The following is a 14626-nucleotide window of genomic DNA, read 5'->3' on the forward strand; positions in this document are numbered from 1 at the left end:
ATCTTAATTTTTTATTTCTAATTGTCCGCTCATCAACTTCGGTAACAATGTGTCACGGGTTTGGGTAAGGGTTTGGATTTGATTTAGATTATTAATTCTTTTTGCATTCAATTTCCCCAATTGATTACATACTTTTGAAACCGTTTCAGTGTCGGGAATTAATATTTTTAGTTCTCTTAATGCAGAGATAGTTAATGCTTGTTGTGTGCTTCCAATTGTAACAGACTTAATTTGTTCCTTTGCTTCTTTTGTCTGTAGCCATTCATAGACAAACTCTCCGTTAACAACAGTTTTATAATCTTTCACCCAAGTAACATTTCCGTCTTTAAAATAAAAAGGGGAATCATTATCAACTAACCACACAGAACCTATTGTACCAACAGAAGTAATAAGAATATCTCCTATTTGCGGAACTCCGAATTTTTCTTTGATTTCATTATATCGTTCTTCAGAAATAAATAATTCCGTACTTATTGCTTCACCATTTGATAATTGAGTAACTTCTTTACCACGATAAAACGGAATACCACCTATTTTATATTCCTCTCTAAAAATTCTTTTACTAGACGAAACATTAGCAATATCAATTAATTTTTTCCAACTCCAACCTTCTGGAATAATATCCTCTTCAACACAACACCATTCCTTAAAGATAGCCTGTGCTATGTTTTCAAGAGTTTGGTTCATTTGTTGAAGTAATTCTATTTTGTCGTCTAATGAAGACAGGATTTGAGCGATTTCTTTTTGTTTTTTTTTGTCTTTTGGTACTTGAAATTCGTAAGAACATATTCTTGTAGGTGAAGTATGTTTCACAGTAGAGCCAGTTGCAGAACCAACAATATAATACTGATAAGGTTGTGTTCTTAAAACCCAATATAGAAAATCAGGGTCGATGTCATCACTTTTGAATTGAACTAAACCGAGTCTTTGATTATGTAAATAGTTAACTTCGTTATGCTTTGGTATTTTTGCAGAATAACCCAAAGTATCCCCTGCTTTACTCAAATCGGTCATTGTGATTAAAATATCACCCTCTTTTAAAACATAAGATTTTGGATAATCTCCTTTATAATATTTGAATTTGTCCGTTTTAAAACCTCCTCCAATTTTAAAATTACCAGGTGTTAAAAGAATATCTTCTGTTGGCTCATCAGAAAAAAACTCACCTTTAAATGCAAAGCCGTGTTTTACATCTATCAAATCCCCCAACTTATATGTTTTCCAGTTGCTCATTAAATCAATTCCGGGTTATATGTTGTTTCTAAAATATCTTTTGTTTCTTCGTCAGCAAGTTTTGTCGTCATCATAACTTCTTGCTCTTTTTTAATTGCACCTTCTTTATAGAAAATAACTATAGAAGAATGTACCAGTATACATTCGTCTTCGTCTTCAGAAGGCGGCATTCGTTCAATATTTACAGAAGACTCTTTTATTTTAAAATTTTCGATTTTAAATGTTCCTGTTTCTCTTTCAATCTCTGATTTCTGTGTGAGTTTGTCATTTAAATAATCCAGGAAATATTCAGTATGTGTATAATCATAAAGTGCTTTTTCATTGATATACAATTCATAGTCTTTTAATATTTCTGCAATAACAGAGTTTTCATCTTTCAGCGTAATGATATGCTTATTCCATTTATCTTTAAACTCATTCTGGCAATTACCATAGTCCGTATCCTTTGTTATAAAAATGAATTTATTATACGCCTCTACATCATCGTAGTGCATCAGACTTTCCCAAACAATATTGTCTTTAAAACCAGCATCCTTATATTTTCCGGAATGAGCAAATGGTTTTTTAAATTTTTCTTCTTTTAAAACCCTACTCATCATACTTTTAAGAACAGTACTTGCCAACTCCTCTTTAATGTCCAGTTTTTTAAGTTGTTTGGTGGCTAAAAATTCCTCTGCTTTTTCCTGTATGTATGCTCTGCAATCAAATTCTTCTTGGGGTAATGGTATTTCTTGAAAGCTGGGTAATCCAAATAGTCTTTCCGTTACTTCTTTATATTTTTCTACGTCTTCCAAATATTGCCTGTTTTTCTGGTCTTTTAATTCTTCAATTGCCCAAGATGGAATCGCCAAGTGAATATGCTCATTAAGATGATTTGCATTAATGTAATCTTCAATCAACTGAAAGGGTTTACCAAAGGCAAAGAAACGATATGCCACCTGTCCGGCTTCTGTACTGCGAAGTGCATTGGTATCAAAAACTATGAGCGTTTTAAGCATAGTATATTGCGTTTCTTTCGGATTATCCGTTACTTTTTGTATTCTATCTCTTTTTTTAGATTTGCTTCTTTTAAATCTACCCATTTATTTCAAATCCTATTTTGGCAAGATTAGTTTTTATCAGCTTGTCCAACTCATTTGCTTTGTGCATTTGTTCTGCCAATGTGCTTGTAAGCGTTTTCATCTTTTCTTCAAAAGCCACACCATCATCTTCTACTGCTTTAAAGTCAATGTATCTGCCCGGAGTAAGGATATAATTATTTTTACGTACGTCCTGTATATTTGCAGATTTACAAAATCCCGGAATATCTTTATAATCTGTTGCAAACTTTTCGGGACTTCTCCAATTGTGATACGTTGCTGCTACCCTGGCAATATCTGTGTCGGTCAGTTCTCGTTGTTTGCGACTAATCATCGTACCCAATTCACGTGCGTCAATAAACAATATTTCGTGATTGCGGTTTCGCAGTTTGCTGTTGCCTTCTTTGTTGCGAGCCAAAAACCATAAGCAAGCCGGTATCTGGGTGTTGTAAAATAATTGAGAAGGTAAGGCTACCATACAGTCCACCAGATCGGCTTCAATCATTTCTTTTCGGATTTGTCCTTCAGTAGCGATTTCAGAACTCATACTGCCGTTTGCCAATACGATACCTGCTGTGCCATACGGAGCGAGTTTGCTTACAAAATGTTGCAACCAGGCGTAGTTAGCATTGCCTGTGGGAGGGATTCCATATTTCCATTTATGAGTTTCGGCTTTGTTGATGTTATAGTCGCTGACATTAAACGGAGGATTGGCAATCACATAGTCTACTTTCAATTCAGGAAATTTATCATTCATCAGCGTATCACCCAATTCTATTTTGGCGTCAATACCCCGAATGGCCAAATTCATTTTAGCCAGTTTATAAGTAGTAGGATTGCTCTCCTGTCCGAAAATAGAAATTTTACCTTTTCGATGCTCGTGTATCTCTATAAAACGCTCACTCTGTACAAACATTCCGCCACTACCGCAGGCACCGTCATATACTCTTTTTTCAGCTTCAGGAGCTAATATTTCAACCAACAAATTGACAATGCTTTGAGGCGTGTAAAACTGTCCTCCTTTTTTTCCTTCAGCATCTGCAAACTGTCCTAAGAAATACTCAAATACAAATCCTAAAACATCTTTTCCTTTTCCACTTCCATTTTTACTCAATGTGATAGAACCAATCAGGTCAATCAATTCTCCCAGACGTTGCTTGTCCAATGCAGGTCGGGCATAGTCTTTGGGCAAAACACCTTTTAGGGACGGATTGTCTTTTTCGATGGCATCCATCGCATCGTCAATATCTTTTCCTATGGTAGGCAATTTGGCCCTGCCTTGAAGCCATTTCCAGCGGGCAGAAGGCGGAACATAGAATATTTTGTCTGCCGTATATTCGTCCTTATCTTCGGGGTCAGCGCCTGTTTGGTCTTCTATGGATTTCAAATGCTCATAGTGTTCATCAAAGGCATCTGATATGTATTTTAAGAAAATCAACCCTAATACCACATGCTTGTATTCGGCAGCATCCATATTGTTTCTCAATTTATCGGCTGCCTGCCAAAGGGTCTTTTCTAATTGTAATGTATTGGTCATTATGTTTAATTCAAATAATTATAGTTCTATGTCAATCTTAATTTTTCCCTCAAAACCTTTTTCTACGATTTCCTTTAGCGTCTGAAGCTTAATGTTGTTACCGTACTTTGTTTCTAATTTTGAGATGTAACTTCTCTTTTTTCCTACTTTTTGGGCTAATTGCTCCTGTGTTAATCTGCTTTGTTCTCTGGCTTCTTTGAGCATCTGCCCAACACTTTTATTTAATATTTCCATTCTGAAAAATTTAACTGAAGAACTTTTTAGGTTACACAAATGTAATTTAAAAGTTGCATGGAACAAAGCGTAATAAAGGAGGATATTCATTTTCAGACAAAAAGAAAACTATCAACAGCAAACCAACAAGCTCACCCAAAAATATTTGGCATTCTCATATAACTGTTATATGTTTGTAATGCGAGATATATTAAAATTACTTTTTATGACAAGGTCTAATACCACTAAAAGACTTAAAAAAAGAAACTTGGGCGGCGTATCGGTGTAAGTCCGTAGTCTTATTATTTGCTTGTCATTTAATGTGTCTCGCAGCGACCGCCTCTTCTAATGATAAACCGACACATCCGTTACTCCAAATACAAAGTACAATCTCAACTGCCTAAAGTTGAGATAAACTGCATACCGTCCAAGCATTCTATAAACATCAACAGCAAACCAACAAGCTCACCCAAAAATATTTGGCATTCTCATATAACTGTTATATGTTTGTAATGCGAACTGATTTCATAATTTTATGAGGCAATTTATTTTACACGAAGTACTGAAACAAAAAACTTTGGTAGGCTTACGGGTGCAAGTCCCGCAGTCCTTTCTATGCCTGGCATGGAATCGGTTCGCAGAGACCTACCTCTTTTATTTAACAATAAAAAACTTTTTGTATGCGAACCGAAAAGGACAATTATCAACTTCCTGAAGTTGAAATCAGTTACACCCCACCCAAACATTACGCAACAATTAATTGTAGCAGCATGGCAAACGCAGTTTTCAGGCAAATCTGGGACTTATCGTTGCTCTCTGTACAGGAACAGTTTTATGTGTTATTTCTCAATCAGGCAAACAATGTACTATGCTGGCGACTCATAGGTACAGGCAATGGTAAAAGTTGCATCGTTGACAATAAACTGCTGGTAGCCATTGCCTGTAAGACACTTGCTCAGAATGTAATCGTTGCTCACAATCACCCAAGCGGCAACCTCAAACCGAGTAAATCAGACAAGCAACTTACAAACGGTATTCAGGAAATATTGTATATGCCTGATACAAAACTGCTTGACCACCTTATCATTTCCCACAATGGTTACTTCTCCTTTGTTGATAATGATATGATTATGAATGCTCATACTTACAACTGTAGTACGGCTACTTAGATATAATATCCAATGTAGAAGGGTAGGCAGGAGCTTGACTGGCATCTTACTTTATTTTTTCAAATGTTTTGCTTCAAATTCTTACGTTAACTGAACGATTTTTTGACACAACAATGCCATCTCAGCCGTTTGCTTTTCTAATTTGTATAGAAAAGCAGCGGCTTTTCTCTCTGAAAAATGATGGTATAGCATCTTCACTATCTGATTATAATTTACTCCGATAGAACGGAATTGACTGTAAAAGGAAGTCAGTCGCATATAGAAATCAATCGTTCCCTTGTCGATTTTGACCGATTTTATCTCCTTTCCAAATAATAATAAAACGATAAACTTTGCTTTATTAGGTACTCCTGATGCTTCAAAAAGCGTTAAGAATTTAGCATTTTCCTCGTCTGTCAATCGAAAGACATGGCGGTGCATTTTGGGATTTAGCTTTGGTTTACGTCCTCCCTTGTTCCGTTTGTTGTTCTTTTCTTCCATTATAAATCCATTTTTAATGCTTCAACCATTCGACTTCGGAGAAATGGTTTACCTCTCCGCCTGTTAGCGGAGCAAGTTGTTTTGAGGCACTATTTTAATTTCGAGTGCCTCAAAACACAACTTGCCGTGTTGCGGTGAACACAAAAATCTACTCTTTGAGATCGATTAGAATTAGCATAGAAATTGCTATTCTAAGTGTTGAATTTCGGGAAGAATAATAGAAACATCATAAGCCAACGGATGCCAAATAATGCCACTGACTACCGACAATATTTTGTATCCGACAGATAGAAGCAGCTGGCATGCAAGTATTCCTGCAATCTGACTATCAAGATTGCAGGAATGCAACACCGATAGCCTGACGGATTGCAATCAGGCAAGAGCATACCGTTGAATGCTTGCTGATATGTTTTAAATCTTACTTTCTATTAAAATTATTTCCAAAAGAAAAAACAGAAAAAAAGAAAGCCATGCAATCAAGGTGGATAAGCGCAAAACCAAAAGGAAACGGAATAAGTCCCGAAGGGTGGTTTTGGGAGGAACGAACAAAAGCATTATGCCGTAGTCTTTTGGTTGGGCGGAGCAGTGGGTGTCCGCCTTATCTTTGTTTTTTTTTTGTTCGTTTTTGAATATTCATAATAGTATTGAGAACATAGGTGTCAAATGCTACCTCTTACTACAACAACTAAAGTCTGATCTATATCCCTTATTATTTTAGCCATAATAACATAGGATTTGGCAATGCATGAGCGGAGAGAAATAGAGAAAATACCTATCGGGGAAGCAATGGAGCTTCTCCGCAAAGGAGGTATTGACGTGGGACAGGAAGAAGCCGAACTTATTATGGAATTTCTGTACAATCTTACGATGACAGTTATTTCGGAATGTTTTGATATTGAGTGATTTAATTCGTAAGTTAGCTAATCTCCAAGTATTCATTTATAAAGCGATTAGCAATGAAAAAAGCAGATTTATATATACGTGTTTCTACAGACGAGCAGGCAGACAAAGGATATTCGCAACGCGATCAGGAGGAACGTCTGAAGAGGTACTGTACGACTAATAAGATTACTATCGGACAGGTTATTTATGAAGACCATTCTGCCAAAACCTTTAATCGTCCTGAATGGATAAAACTGCTAAACAATCTGAAAAAGAAAAGTTCCAAAACCAATCTAATTCTCTTTACCAAATGGGATAGGTTCAGCCGTAATGCAGGTGATGCTTATCAGATGATTAGTACGCTAAACAAATTAGGTGTAGAACCGCAAGCTGTAGAGCAGCCTTTAGATCTTACTATTCCCGAAAACAAAATGATGCTGGCTATTTATTTAGCAGCACCCGAAGTAGAAAACGATCGTAGGGCATTGAATACTTTTTACGGGATGCGCAGAGCAAGAAAAGAAGGTCGTTTGATGGGCAAAGCTCCTTTTGGATATATCAATAGAAGCAAAGAAGATGGCAGGAAATACGTTGCATTAAAAGATCCGGAGGCATCAGTTATGCAATGGGCTTTTAATGAAATTGCAAAAGGTATACTTGCTGCTGATCAGGTAAGGCAAAAGATGAATACTTTAGGTGCGACGAAATTAAGCCGAAGTGCTTTCCATGTCGCTATCCGAAATCCATTATACTACGGAAAGATATTCATTGCAAAATTTCAGGATGAAGAAGCCCATTTGGTACAAGGTCAACACGAACCACTCATAAGCAAAGAACTTTTCAATAAAGTACAACTGATATTAGACGAAAACAAAAGAGCAGAACGTCCGAATACTAAAATACTTTCAGATGTCAATCTTCCTTTGAGGGGTTTCTTGGTCTGTTCTGAATGCGGACGCAATCTTACAGGCAGTGCTTCCAAAGGAAGAACGAACCGTTATTATTACTACCATTGTCTTTCTTCGTGTGGCTTTCGTCAGAAAGCTGAATTAGCCAACGACATTTTTGAAAAAGGTATACGCCAATTCGAGCTGAACGATGGCGTAAAAAGCATTCTTAAAAAGCTTTTATTGGACAATTATAAAAAGTTTATACAAAATCCAATTAACGAAAAGAAAAGAATTGCACAGGAAATAGACCGCCTTAACGCAAAGCTATCCATAGCACGGAACAAACTGCTGTCCGAAACTATCGATGATGAAGAATACCTCGAAATCAAAAAAGAATGCAGAGAGAAAATTGAACATCTGGAAGAACAATTGAGCAAAGATAACTCTGACAATAAGGGCACCAATATTGACAAAACGTTGGAAAGAGCGTTACATAGTATCGTAAATATCCCGAAACTATATTCCGAAGGCTCAATCCAAACGAGGAGAGCAATCATTGGTTCGATATTCCCTGAAAAATTGGAGTTTGACGGAAAAACATATCGAACCACCCGAATGAACGTAATCGCACACCATATCTTCCAGATAAACAACGGATTACTCCAAAAAAGAACAGGACAAACGAAAATATATTTCATTTGTCCTGTTTAGTAGCCCGTAGGGGAATCGAACCTATCGGGCATCAATCTCTTTATCAATGTTTTACAACCGTACCTTTTTCCAACTCATCGAATCACTCACTGGTTTGACATACGTTTTAGCTGCAATTGCTATAGTGCTAAGATACAAAAATTCCTGTGATGTAAGAATGAAATATTAACGGTTCTCGGCTTGGCGAAGGTGGGGAATTAGAAGTACAAATGTTTATGTTAGTACAAAAGTTGATTAGAATTCCCAATGTTCAAATTTAGCACAAAAGCCCCACTTTTGCCAAACCGATGTTAGCGGTAGTTTTAATTGTCAATGTTGAGTATTTTGGTTAATTTTTTCTTTTTGTATTGATTTACCAAGATATTTCCTAAATAAGAGAGTAATGCAAGATGCCAAAACAAAAGGAAACGTAAGTTGGATAATGTTAAACTTCAGCATTAAGAAGCTAATGGCAAGCGAAAGTAATACGGCAATTAAAACCCAAAATCCGTCTTTAATTTGGTTGCCTGCAAACACAATAGCGCACAATACAGCATTATAACTAAATAGTCCAAGGCTTATGTCGCTAGCAGGTGCAGAGAGGTTGAATGCAATAACAGCGGATAGCATTGCTCCAGCAAGTCCATATAATGCAGAAATTGGTGAACCAATAAATACTGCGAGAAAAAAGAGCATCCCAGAAACTAAACTATCTTGAAAAATTACTTGTCCATAGCCCTTGAAAACAAAAGTAAAATTGTTATTAGTAGAGGCAGTTGCCACTGGTAGTTCTGAAATTATACCTGCGAAATAATTATTGGCAAATAAAAGGATAATCCAAGTTACCAAAACAAAAGGCAGTGTAAAAGCAGGTATTTTTCGTTTTATAAAAAGGTGCTGCAACACAGTTGCTAACGCAGAGCCGATAATAATAATTATCCAACTTATCAAAACGTGTTTTAGAAATAGTATGGCTGCAACACCAACCAATGCCGCACTAAAACCGTAAAGTCCTTTATCAATTTCTGATTTTTCATATTTCAGCAGTAAGGCAGTAGTAGTTCCACACACTACTGCTAAAAGCGCAGCAGCACCCATTATAAATGAACCATAGAAAATGCCAATGAGAAAAAGTAATCCTGTAACGGCATTTTCCTGGAGCATTATTTGTCCAAGTCCTTTTAGCACAATAAGCATTGAATAAATGAGCTTTTCGACTACTCCATTTCTTATTTCAAATTTTCTAAGCATTATTTAACATTGAAAGATGGTTTATTTAAAATATAGTTTTTCGATTTCGTATGCTAAAATCTTTAAATCTTGTTTCATCAAAGTAACATATGCTTCCGTTTGGTCTAACATATCGGCTCTATTTTGTAAATCATCAGCCCGATACTGTCCTCCTTTGCCAAAATATAGCTCGATCTTCTTATTATTTGAATTTTCTTTCTCACTTGAAATTTGCCCAAAGAGCATCGACTTATCTACTAACAATTTAGCTAATGATTTTTCGTTATTATTAGGGTTTTCATAAGTTAGATAATACCAAATAGAGGACGGAAAATAGTTAGAAACGTCTGAATTTTTCCAAATATCTGTTAGTGCATTGTCATTATGATAGAATTCTATTTTTCTTTTATTGATTAACATCAAAGCACCTAATGTTGCTTCCGTAAGACTAATACCAATTGTTAGACCAGTTGTAATCTTTTCATTAGAACTATTGTTTGATATTACTTCTGTTACGACCGCACCAGCAGCACCTACAATTATTGAACCTATAATCAATCCTTTTTCGGTTTTTCCTTCTCTTTCTTTTAAGTAATATGCAAATTGGTTTGCACGTTCTTCTTCACAGTCAAGTTCACTTGCTAAGGCTGATATTTCAAGAGAAGCAATATTTAATTTTTGATTGATATGTTGCGAATACTCAAGTAAGTCAACCTTCTTTTCTAACGTAGGATTTGAACTATAGTCAATTTGTAAATGTGTATATTTTGTTAACACATCAATTAAACCAATGGCATTGGCGATATTAAGCGATTGGTCGGAAAACCTGTTTGTTAAAGCTGTGTCAGGTTTAAGTTCGTGAAAAGGTTTAGGCACATCGTCTTTGGTATATGAAGAAAAAGTCTGCTTATTGCAGTAACTTTTATCGAATTGTAATGCTTGTTGTGAATTTTTGAGTCCTGCACAGGATGTCAAGACTAAATTCATAGCAACGATTGTCCAAATAGCGAAATTCTTTTTTATAATATTCATTTGTCTTTCGGGTCTGTCATTTGTATGTTGTCGTTATGGTGAGTGGTATTGTCTGTAAAAATTACCGCTAACGGTTGCGTGTATGAAGCGTTGGGGATTGCGGGCTTCGTTCCTATCCGCCGACACAAACGCCGATGCGGGGCAGAACGCTTGAATTAACCACTTAACCCCCAATGCTTTATACACGATGTTAGCGTTTCGTGCTTTTGTATTTTGATAATATTTTCTATTTTATTTATCATTTGAGGTTTCCACTTTTACATTAAAACTTGGTGCTTTATAGTCATTTGGCAAATAGTCGGCTGGAATTGTTGTCATATTTCCATCTCTTGCTGCACGGTAGTGTGGCGAAAGAATTTCAATACCTCTTTCATTACATATATCCTGAATATTTTGATGCAGGTTTGAATATATTAAAGCCTGTTTCCCTGCTTCCCTTGTATATGCGTTAATTTGATATGCAACATAAAAATCTTCAAGGCTTGTTTGCAAAACAAATGGCTTAGGTTCATCAAGTATCAAGTTTGTTCTTAATGCGGCATCAATCAAAGCCTGATGCATATCCTTCCAAGGCACATCGTATCCAATAGTTACAGTAGTGTGAATGATTAATCCTTTTTCTATTGCTTCACTACTGTAGTTCGTGGTATTGCCATTAAGTACTGATGAATTAGGTATTGTAATAACTTCATTTTTTATCGTTCTTATTCTTGTAACTAATAATGTTTTTTCAACCACATCACCTGTAACATCACCGATTTTTATACGGTCGCCGATTTTGAAAGGTCGCATGTAAGTTATTACCAATCCGGCAACCATATTTGCAATGGCTGATGATGAACCCAAAGAAAACAGAACCCCAATAAAAACAGAGACTCCCTTGAAAATATTTGAATCGGAACCAGGCAAATAAGGAAATATTAAAACAAACATGAATGCATAGAGCAAGAATTTTACAATACTGTAGGTTGGCATTGCCCAATCAGCATGAAAGCCTGATATTTTTAGTTTTTCTGCTTCAATTTCGTGAAATATATACCTTACAAATCGTATCACATATTTCATTACGAAATAAATAACAAGAATACTGAACAAGTTGGGTAGGTATTCCCAAACAGCAATTAAAACCCCTTTAAATGGCGACCAAATGAGTTGAAACAAAGCATCTGCCCAATCTCGCGAAAAAGGGAAAATGCTGAAAATAATGGGCAAAGTAAAATAAAGTAGTATTGCATATACGAACCAACGGAATATTTTAATAAGAAAAAGAATAACCTGCATCTCTTGTTCTGCTGTTAAAAAAGTATAGTCCTTGTACGACAAATCCTTCAGCCATTTATCCTTTTTAGCATTGATAAACAACAGCAGTCTCGAATATCCCTTACCAGTTAACCAAATCAGTCCCCATGCAATTGCAATAACAAGTAATACTAAACCAATTCTAACAATAATTTTCAACCAGCTATTCTCATTTTTTGCTTCAACTATAGAGTTTTTTATACTTTCTTTAAATGATTGGGCTAATTCGTGCATGCTTCTTCCATACCATATTGCATCGTTTTCCGAAATGCTCATTAAAATAATTTCTCCATATACTATGTCATAGGTATTTTCAGATTTTACAACCAGAATAGAATCAGTCTTAAAAAAATCGTCTTCGTAAAGTTTGTCAATCTTACGGCTTATATTTATTGCCCTTTCTTTTGGAGTGGAAGCTCCAATTTTAGAATAGACCAAAAACAGCGTGTCTTTCATTACTCCGAAAACAGGATAACCTTTGGCTGTATTTCGCAATGAGTCAATATGTCTCTTTTTATCTTCAATTCTGCTTTTCTCGTTTTCCTCAATTGATTTTAGTTGCTGCAGTAATTCTTCTTTTTGAAAATTGTCGGTCGTTTTCAATTTTAGTAGTTGAGATTCCAGTTCAATCTTTTTTATCGAATCTGCAATACGGTGCTGCTCAACTTCTGCAAGTTTTTGATTATATTCATGCAGGGCGATATTATTAATTGAGTCATTTTTTTGAACTATGCTGTCTGTTTGTCCATAAGATGCAATGCTGCATGAGAGCATAAGCATCGTTATTATTTTTGTTAAAAGGTTTCTCATAATTATAATTTTAGACGACAAAATTACGAAAAAGAGTGTCGGCTTATTTCTCTTTTATAATCTTTCATTTTATTTCTGTCAATCGTTTCATTATCAATTTGCCTGTCCGCTGTCTTTTAGCATGAACGCTAACGTTTCGCGGCTTTGCGTTCGGGCGGGCTTTTTAGCACTACACTTGATACGAAGCACGAAAGTTCAAATATAGCAAAAAGCGTCAGACGAAGCACTGAACCCCGCCTGACGCAAAACCGCTGTTAGCCGTTCGTTGTTTTATTTCATCTTTCGTTTCTTAGATGATTTTGCGACTTTATTGTATTCAAGGCATATGGTTAAGAAAAATTCAAAGTCTTTTCTATTTTTAAACCCGTCAGGATTTATATAACAGTAGCCCTTGTATTCTTTACCTTTCATCAACATTGTCTCATAACCATCTTTCTCGTAAAGTTCTTCCTGTCGGCTTGGGCCAAAACGCAACATTAACTTTTCATTGCTTACACAAACGCAAGTCTTTCCGTTGACCATAAAGTTTAGAACATTGAACATTAGTTTTTCTTCAACTTCTATTTCTGGTATTTCAGCAAGATATTCTCTGACTCTGTCAGCAAGATTTGTGTCGTAAGCCATCAGTAAAAATTATTTACGTGAATGAAGTCCAATAGTATTGCCCTCTGTGTCAATGAAAATTGAGATGAAACCAAATTCACCAATATTCATTTTAGGTTGCACTACTTTTCCACCTGCTGCTTCAATTCTTTGTTCTTCTGCAATGTTGTCTTCGGTTTCAAAATAGACAACCGTATTATTGCTACTTGGAACAAAATCAGCTTTTTCCACTAATGCACCTGAAATGTCGTGGCTTTCAGGGCTGAAAGGGAAGAATGATTGCTTGCCCCATTCAATGGGTGCATCTGTCAGCTTTAAATTGAAAACTGTTTCGTAGAATTTTTTTGCTCGGTCTAAGTTTGCCACATTGATGTCAAACCAACCAACTGGATTTACATTTGCCATTTTACTATGATTTTTAAGTTTTTGCATTATTGCGATGCAAAGTTAAACTCAGTCAAAACGGCAAAATTGTAAAAATGGGACAAGCCTATTTTTTGTCAAATATCAATGACATTTTTAAGTCGTCACCGAAAAAATCCTTTGGTGTCAAACCTGTGAACTCTTTAAACTCTTTTATAAAATGGGCTTGGTCAAAATATTCGTTTTCATAAGCCAAGTCAGTTAGTTTTGTAACTTCTTCATTCAATAATACTTTCAATGTTGTTTGCATTCTAATCGTTTTTGCAAGTTGTTTTGGGCTTAACCCTATGGCTGAAGAAAATTTCCGTGCTAGTTGTCTTCGGTTTATGTTATTGTTTTTTGAAAATTCATTTACCGAAAAATGTCCATTTGTACTGAATATGGTTTCAATAGTTGATTTTACGATATTGTCAATGTTTTTTCTGTCGGCTAATTGTTTTAAAAGAAAGCCTTCAACAATTTGAATTCTTTCAGGTGTAGATTTTTCGGTTAAGATTTGATTGCCAAGTTTTATGCCGTCTTCTCCAAATAAAATGTCCAATGGAACTGCGGTATTTTCTAATTCTTTGATTGGAATTGATGTAAAAGGTAAAAACCCATTTGGTTTGAATTGAACAACAAAACTGCCCGTTACACCAACTGGTTCAATTACATAGGGCTTTGTCAGTTGTCCAATTAAAAAGCACTTTGGTAAAACGGTTATCTCGCCATTTTGTGAATGATGTTTATAAGTGTCGCCATAATGAAAAATCAATTTCATTGTTCCGTCTGGCACGATGGTGTTTTTGATTGGTATATTTTCCTTTTCACCGTCTAGTGTCCAATATCTTTTAACGAACTCTGTCAGTTCAATATTTGGCTCGTATGTTTTCGGATTTAAGTCCATTGTCGATTTTTGTACGGTGTCTTTTTACAATGACGGCTAACTCTCAAATATACGCAATAATCTTCTATATGCAAGGATGTCATGTATCTTCTGTCAACCCCTATAAGCTGTTGTTTTCAAGCTCTTTGCTTTGGTATTATCAGATTCCATCTATTGCGTATTTTGTATAA

The 14626-nt window shown here is 35.7% G+C and carries 14 protein-coding genes; 3 read left to right on the plus strand and 11 right to left on the minus strand.

Going from position 1 to position 14626, the window contains the following annotated elements; genetic code table 11:
• Window positions 1–3 precede the first annotated feature (3 nt).
• From I6J03_RS08600 to I6J03_RS08615, 4 genes are read right to left on the minus strand one after another with little or no spacing between them, the layout of a single operon-like run.
• Complete coding sequence (locus I6J03_RS08600; RefSeq protein ID WP_003009433.1) at window positions 4–1233, minus strand: restriction endonuclease subunit S; 1230 nt, start codon at window positions 1231–1233, stop codon at window positions 4–6.
• Window positions 1233–2315 (minus strand): PIN domain-containing protein, encoded by a 1083-nt coding sequence (locus tag I6J03_RS08605; RefSeq protein ID WP_003009436.1) that lies wholly within the window; start codon window positions 2313–2315, stop codon window positions 1233–1235. Before I6J03_RS08605 ends, I6J03_RS08600 begins: the two co-directional genes overlap by 1 nt.
• A complete protein-coding gene (locus tag I6J03_RS08610) occupies window positions 2308–3849 on the minus strand; it encodes a type I restriction-modification system subunit M (RefSeq protein WP_003009439.1) in 1542 nt (513 codons plus the stop codon). The genes I6J03_RS08605 and I6J03_RS08610 overlap by 8 nt, the downstream gene beginning before the upstream one ends.
• Before the next feature lie 18 nt (window positions 3850–3867).
• Window positions 3868–4083, minus strand: a complete 216-nt coding sequence (locus tag I6J03_RS08615; RefSeq protein WP_081445154.1) for a helix-turn-helix domain-containing protein — start codon at window positions 4081–4083, stop codon at window positions 3868–3870.
• Window positions 4084–4742: 659 nt separating this feature from the next.
• Here I6J03_RS08615 and I6J03_RS08620 point away from each other — a divergent pair.
• Window positions 4743–5231 (plus strand): JAB domain-containing protein, encoded by a 489-nt coding sequence (locus tag I6J03_RS08620; protein ID WP_003009445.1) that lies wholly within the window; start codon window positions 4743–4745, stop codon window positions 5229–5231.
• An 81-nt stretch (window positions 5232–5312) separates the two neighbouring features.
• On the opposite strand, the gene mobA is transcribed toward I6J03_RS08620, so the two are convergent.
• On the minus strand, window positions 5313–5711 hold the full coding sequence (gene mobA, locus I6J03_RS08625; RefSeq protein ID WP_003009448.1) for a conjugal transfer protein MobA: 399 nt from the start codon (window positions 5709–5711) through the stop codon (window positions 5313–5315).
• A 741-nt stretch (window positions 5712–6452) separates the two neighbouring features.
• Between mobA and I6J03_RS08630 the strand changes: the two genes are divergently transcribed.
• Window positions 6453–6614: a hypothetical protein gene (locus tag I6J03_RS08630; RefSeq protein WP_003009452.1), complete on the plus strand. Its 162-nt coding sequence runs from the start codon at window positions 6453–6455 to the stop codon at window positions 6612–6614.
• Between the two features lie 53 nt (window positions 6615–6667).
• The gene (locus I6J03_RS08635; RefSeq protein WP_003009454.1) at window positions 6668–8194 is read left to right on the plus strand and encodes a recombinase family protein; all 1527 of its coding nucleotides are present in this window, start codon (window positions 6668–6670) and stop codon (window positions 8192–8194) included.
• A 309-nt stretch (window positions 8195–8503) separates the two neighbouring features.
• Here I6J03_RS08635 and I6J03_RS08640 read toward each other — a convergent pair whose 3' ends face one another.
• The 6 genes from I6J03_RS08640 to I6J03_RS08665 form a co-directional block, all read right to left on the minus strand.
• Window positions 8504–9424: an urea transporter gene (locus I6J03_RS08640; protein WP_003009457.1), complete on the minus strand. Its 921-nt coding sequence runs from the start codon at window positions 9422–9424 to the stop codon at window positions 8504–8506.
• Between the two features lie 21 nt (window positions 9425–9445).
• Complete coding sequence (locus I6J03_RS08645; protein WP_003009460.1) at window positions 9446–10435, minus strand: hypothetical protein; 990 nt, start codon at window positions 10433–10435, stop codon at window positions 9446–9448.
• A gap of 231 nt (window positions 10436–10666) precedes the next feature.
• Window positions 10667–12544 carry a mechanosensitive ion channel family protein gene (locus tag I6J03_RS08650; RefSeq protein WP_003009463.1) on the minus strand — a complete coding sequence of 626 codons (1878 nt, stop codon included), beginning with the start codon at window positions 12542–12544 and terminating at the stop codon, window positions 10667–10669.
• Window positions 12545–12814: 270 nt separating this feature from the next.
• A complete protein-coding gene (locus I6J03_RS08655; protein ID WP_003009466.1) occupies window positions 12815–13168 on the minus strand; it encodes a TfoX/Sxy family protein in 354 nt (117 codons plus the stop codon).
• Window positions 13169–13177: 9 nt separating this feature from the next.
• A complete protein-coding gene (locus tag I6J03_RS08660) occupies window positions 13178–13579 on the minus strand; it encodes a VOC family protein (RefSeq protein WP_003009469.1) in 402 nt (133 codons plus the stop codon).
• A gap of 58 nt (window positions 13580–13637) precedes the next feature.
• The gene (locus I6J03_RS08665; RefSeq protein WP_003009472.1) at window positions 13638–14456 is read right to left on the minus strand and encodes a helix-turn-helix domain-containing protein; all 819 of its coding nucleotides are present in this window, start codon (window positions 14454–14456) and stop codon (window positions 13638–13640) included.
• Window positions 14457–14626 lie beyond the last annotated feature (170 nt).

The sequence above is a fragment of the Sphingobacterium spiritivorum genome (assembly GCF_016724845.1).
In the GTDB taxonomy this organism is placed as follows: Bacteria; Bacteroidota; Bacteroidia; order Sphingobacteriales; family Sphingobacteriaceae; genus Sphingobacterium; species Sphingobacterium spiritivorum_A.

Excerpts from the sequence above, each read along its gene's own strand:
- I6J03_RS08665 (WP_003009472.1), bottom strand. The coding sequence starts at position 14,456 with ATGGACTTAAATCCGAAAACATACGAGCCAAATATTGAACTGACAGAG.
- I6J03_RS08645 (WP_003009460.1), bottom strand. The coding sequence starts at position 10,435 with ATGAATATTATAAAAAAGAATTTCGCTATTTGGACAATCGTTGCTATG.
- I6J03_RS08650 (WP_003009463.1), bottom strand. The coding sequence starts at position 12,544 with ATGAGAAACCTTTTAACAAAAATAATAACGATGCTTATGCTCTCATGC.
- I6J03_RS08620 (WP_003009445.1), top strand. The coding sequence starts at position 4,743 with ATGCGAACCGAAAAGGACAATTATCAACTTCCTGAAGTTGAAATCAGT.
- I6J03_RS08640 (WP_003009457.1), bottom strand. The coding sequence starts at position 9,424 with ATGCTTAGAAAATTTGAAATAAGAAATGGAGTAGTCGAAAAGCTCATT.
- I6J03_RS08615 (WP_081445154.1), bottom strand. The coding sequence starts at position 4,083 with ATGGAAATATTAAATAAAAGTGTTGGGCAGATGCTCAAAGAAGCCAGA.
- I6J03_RS08600 (WP_003009433.1), bottom strand. The coding sequence starts at position 1,233 with ATGAGCAACTGGAAAACATATAAGTTGGGGGATTTGATAGATGTAAAA.
- I6J03_RS08630 (WP_003009452.1), top strand. The coding sequence starts at position 6,453 with ATGCATGAGCGGAGAGAAATAGAGAAAATACCTATCGGGGAAGCAATG.
- mobA (WP_003009448.1), bottom strand. The coding sequence starts at position 5,711 with ATGGAAGAAAAGAACAACAAACGGAACAAGGGAGGACGTAAACCAAAG.
- I6J03_RS08655 (WP_003009466.1), bottom strand. The coding sequence starts at position 13,168 with ATGGCTTACGACACAAATCTTGCTGACAGAGTCAGAGAATATCTTGCT.
- I6J03_RS08610 (WP_003009439.1), bottom strand. The coding sequence starts at position 3,849 with ATGACCAATACATTACAATTAGAAAAGACCCTTTGGCAGGCAGCCGAT.
- I6J03_RS08605 (WP_003009436.1), bottom strand. The coding sequence starts at position 2,315 with ATGGGTAGATTTAAAAGAAGCAAATCTAAAAAAAGAGATAGAATACAA.
- I6J03_RS08660 (WP_003009469.1), bottom strand. The coding sequence starts at position 13,579 with ATGCAAAAACTTAAAAATCATAGTAAAATGGCAAATGTAAATCCAGTT.
- I6J03_RS08635 (WP_003009454.1), top strand. The coding sequence starts at position 6,668 with ATGAAAAAAGCAGATTTATATATACGTGTTTCTACAGACGAGCAGGCA.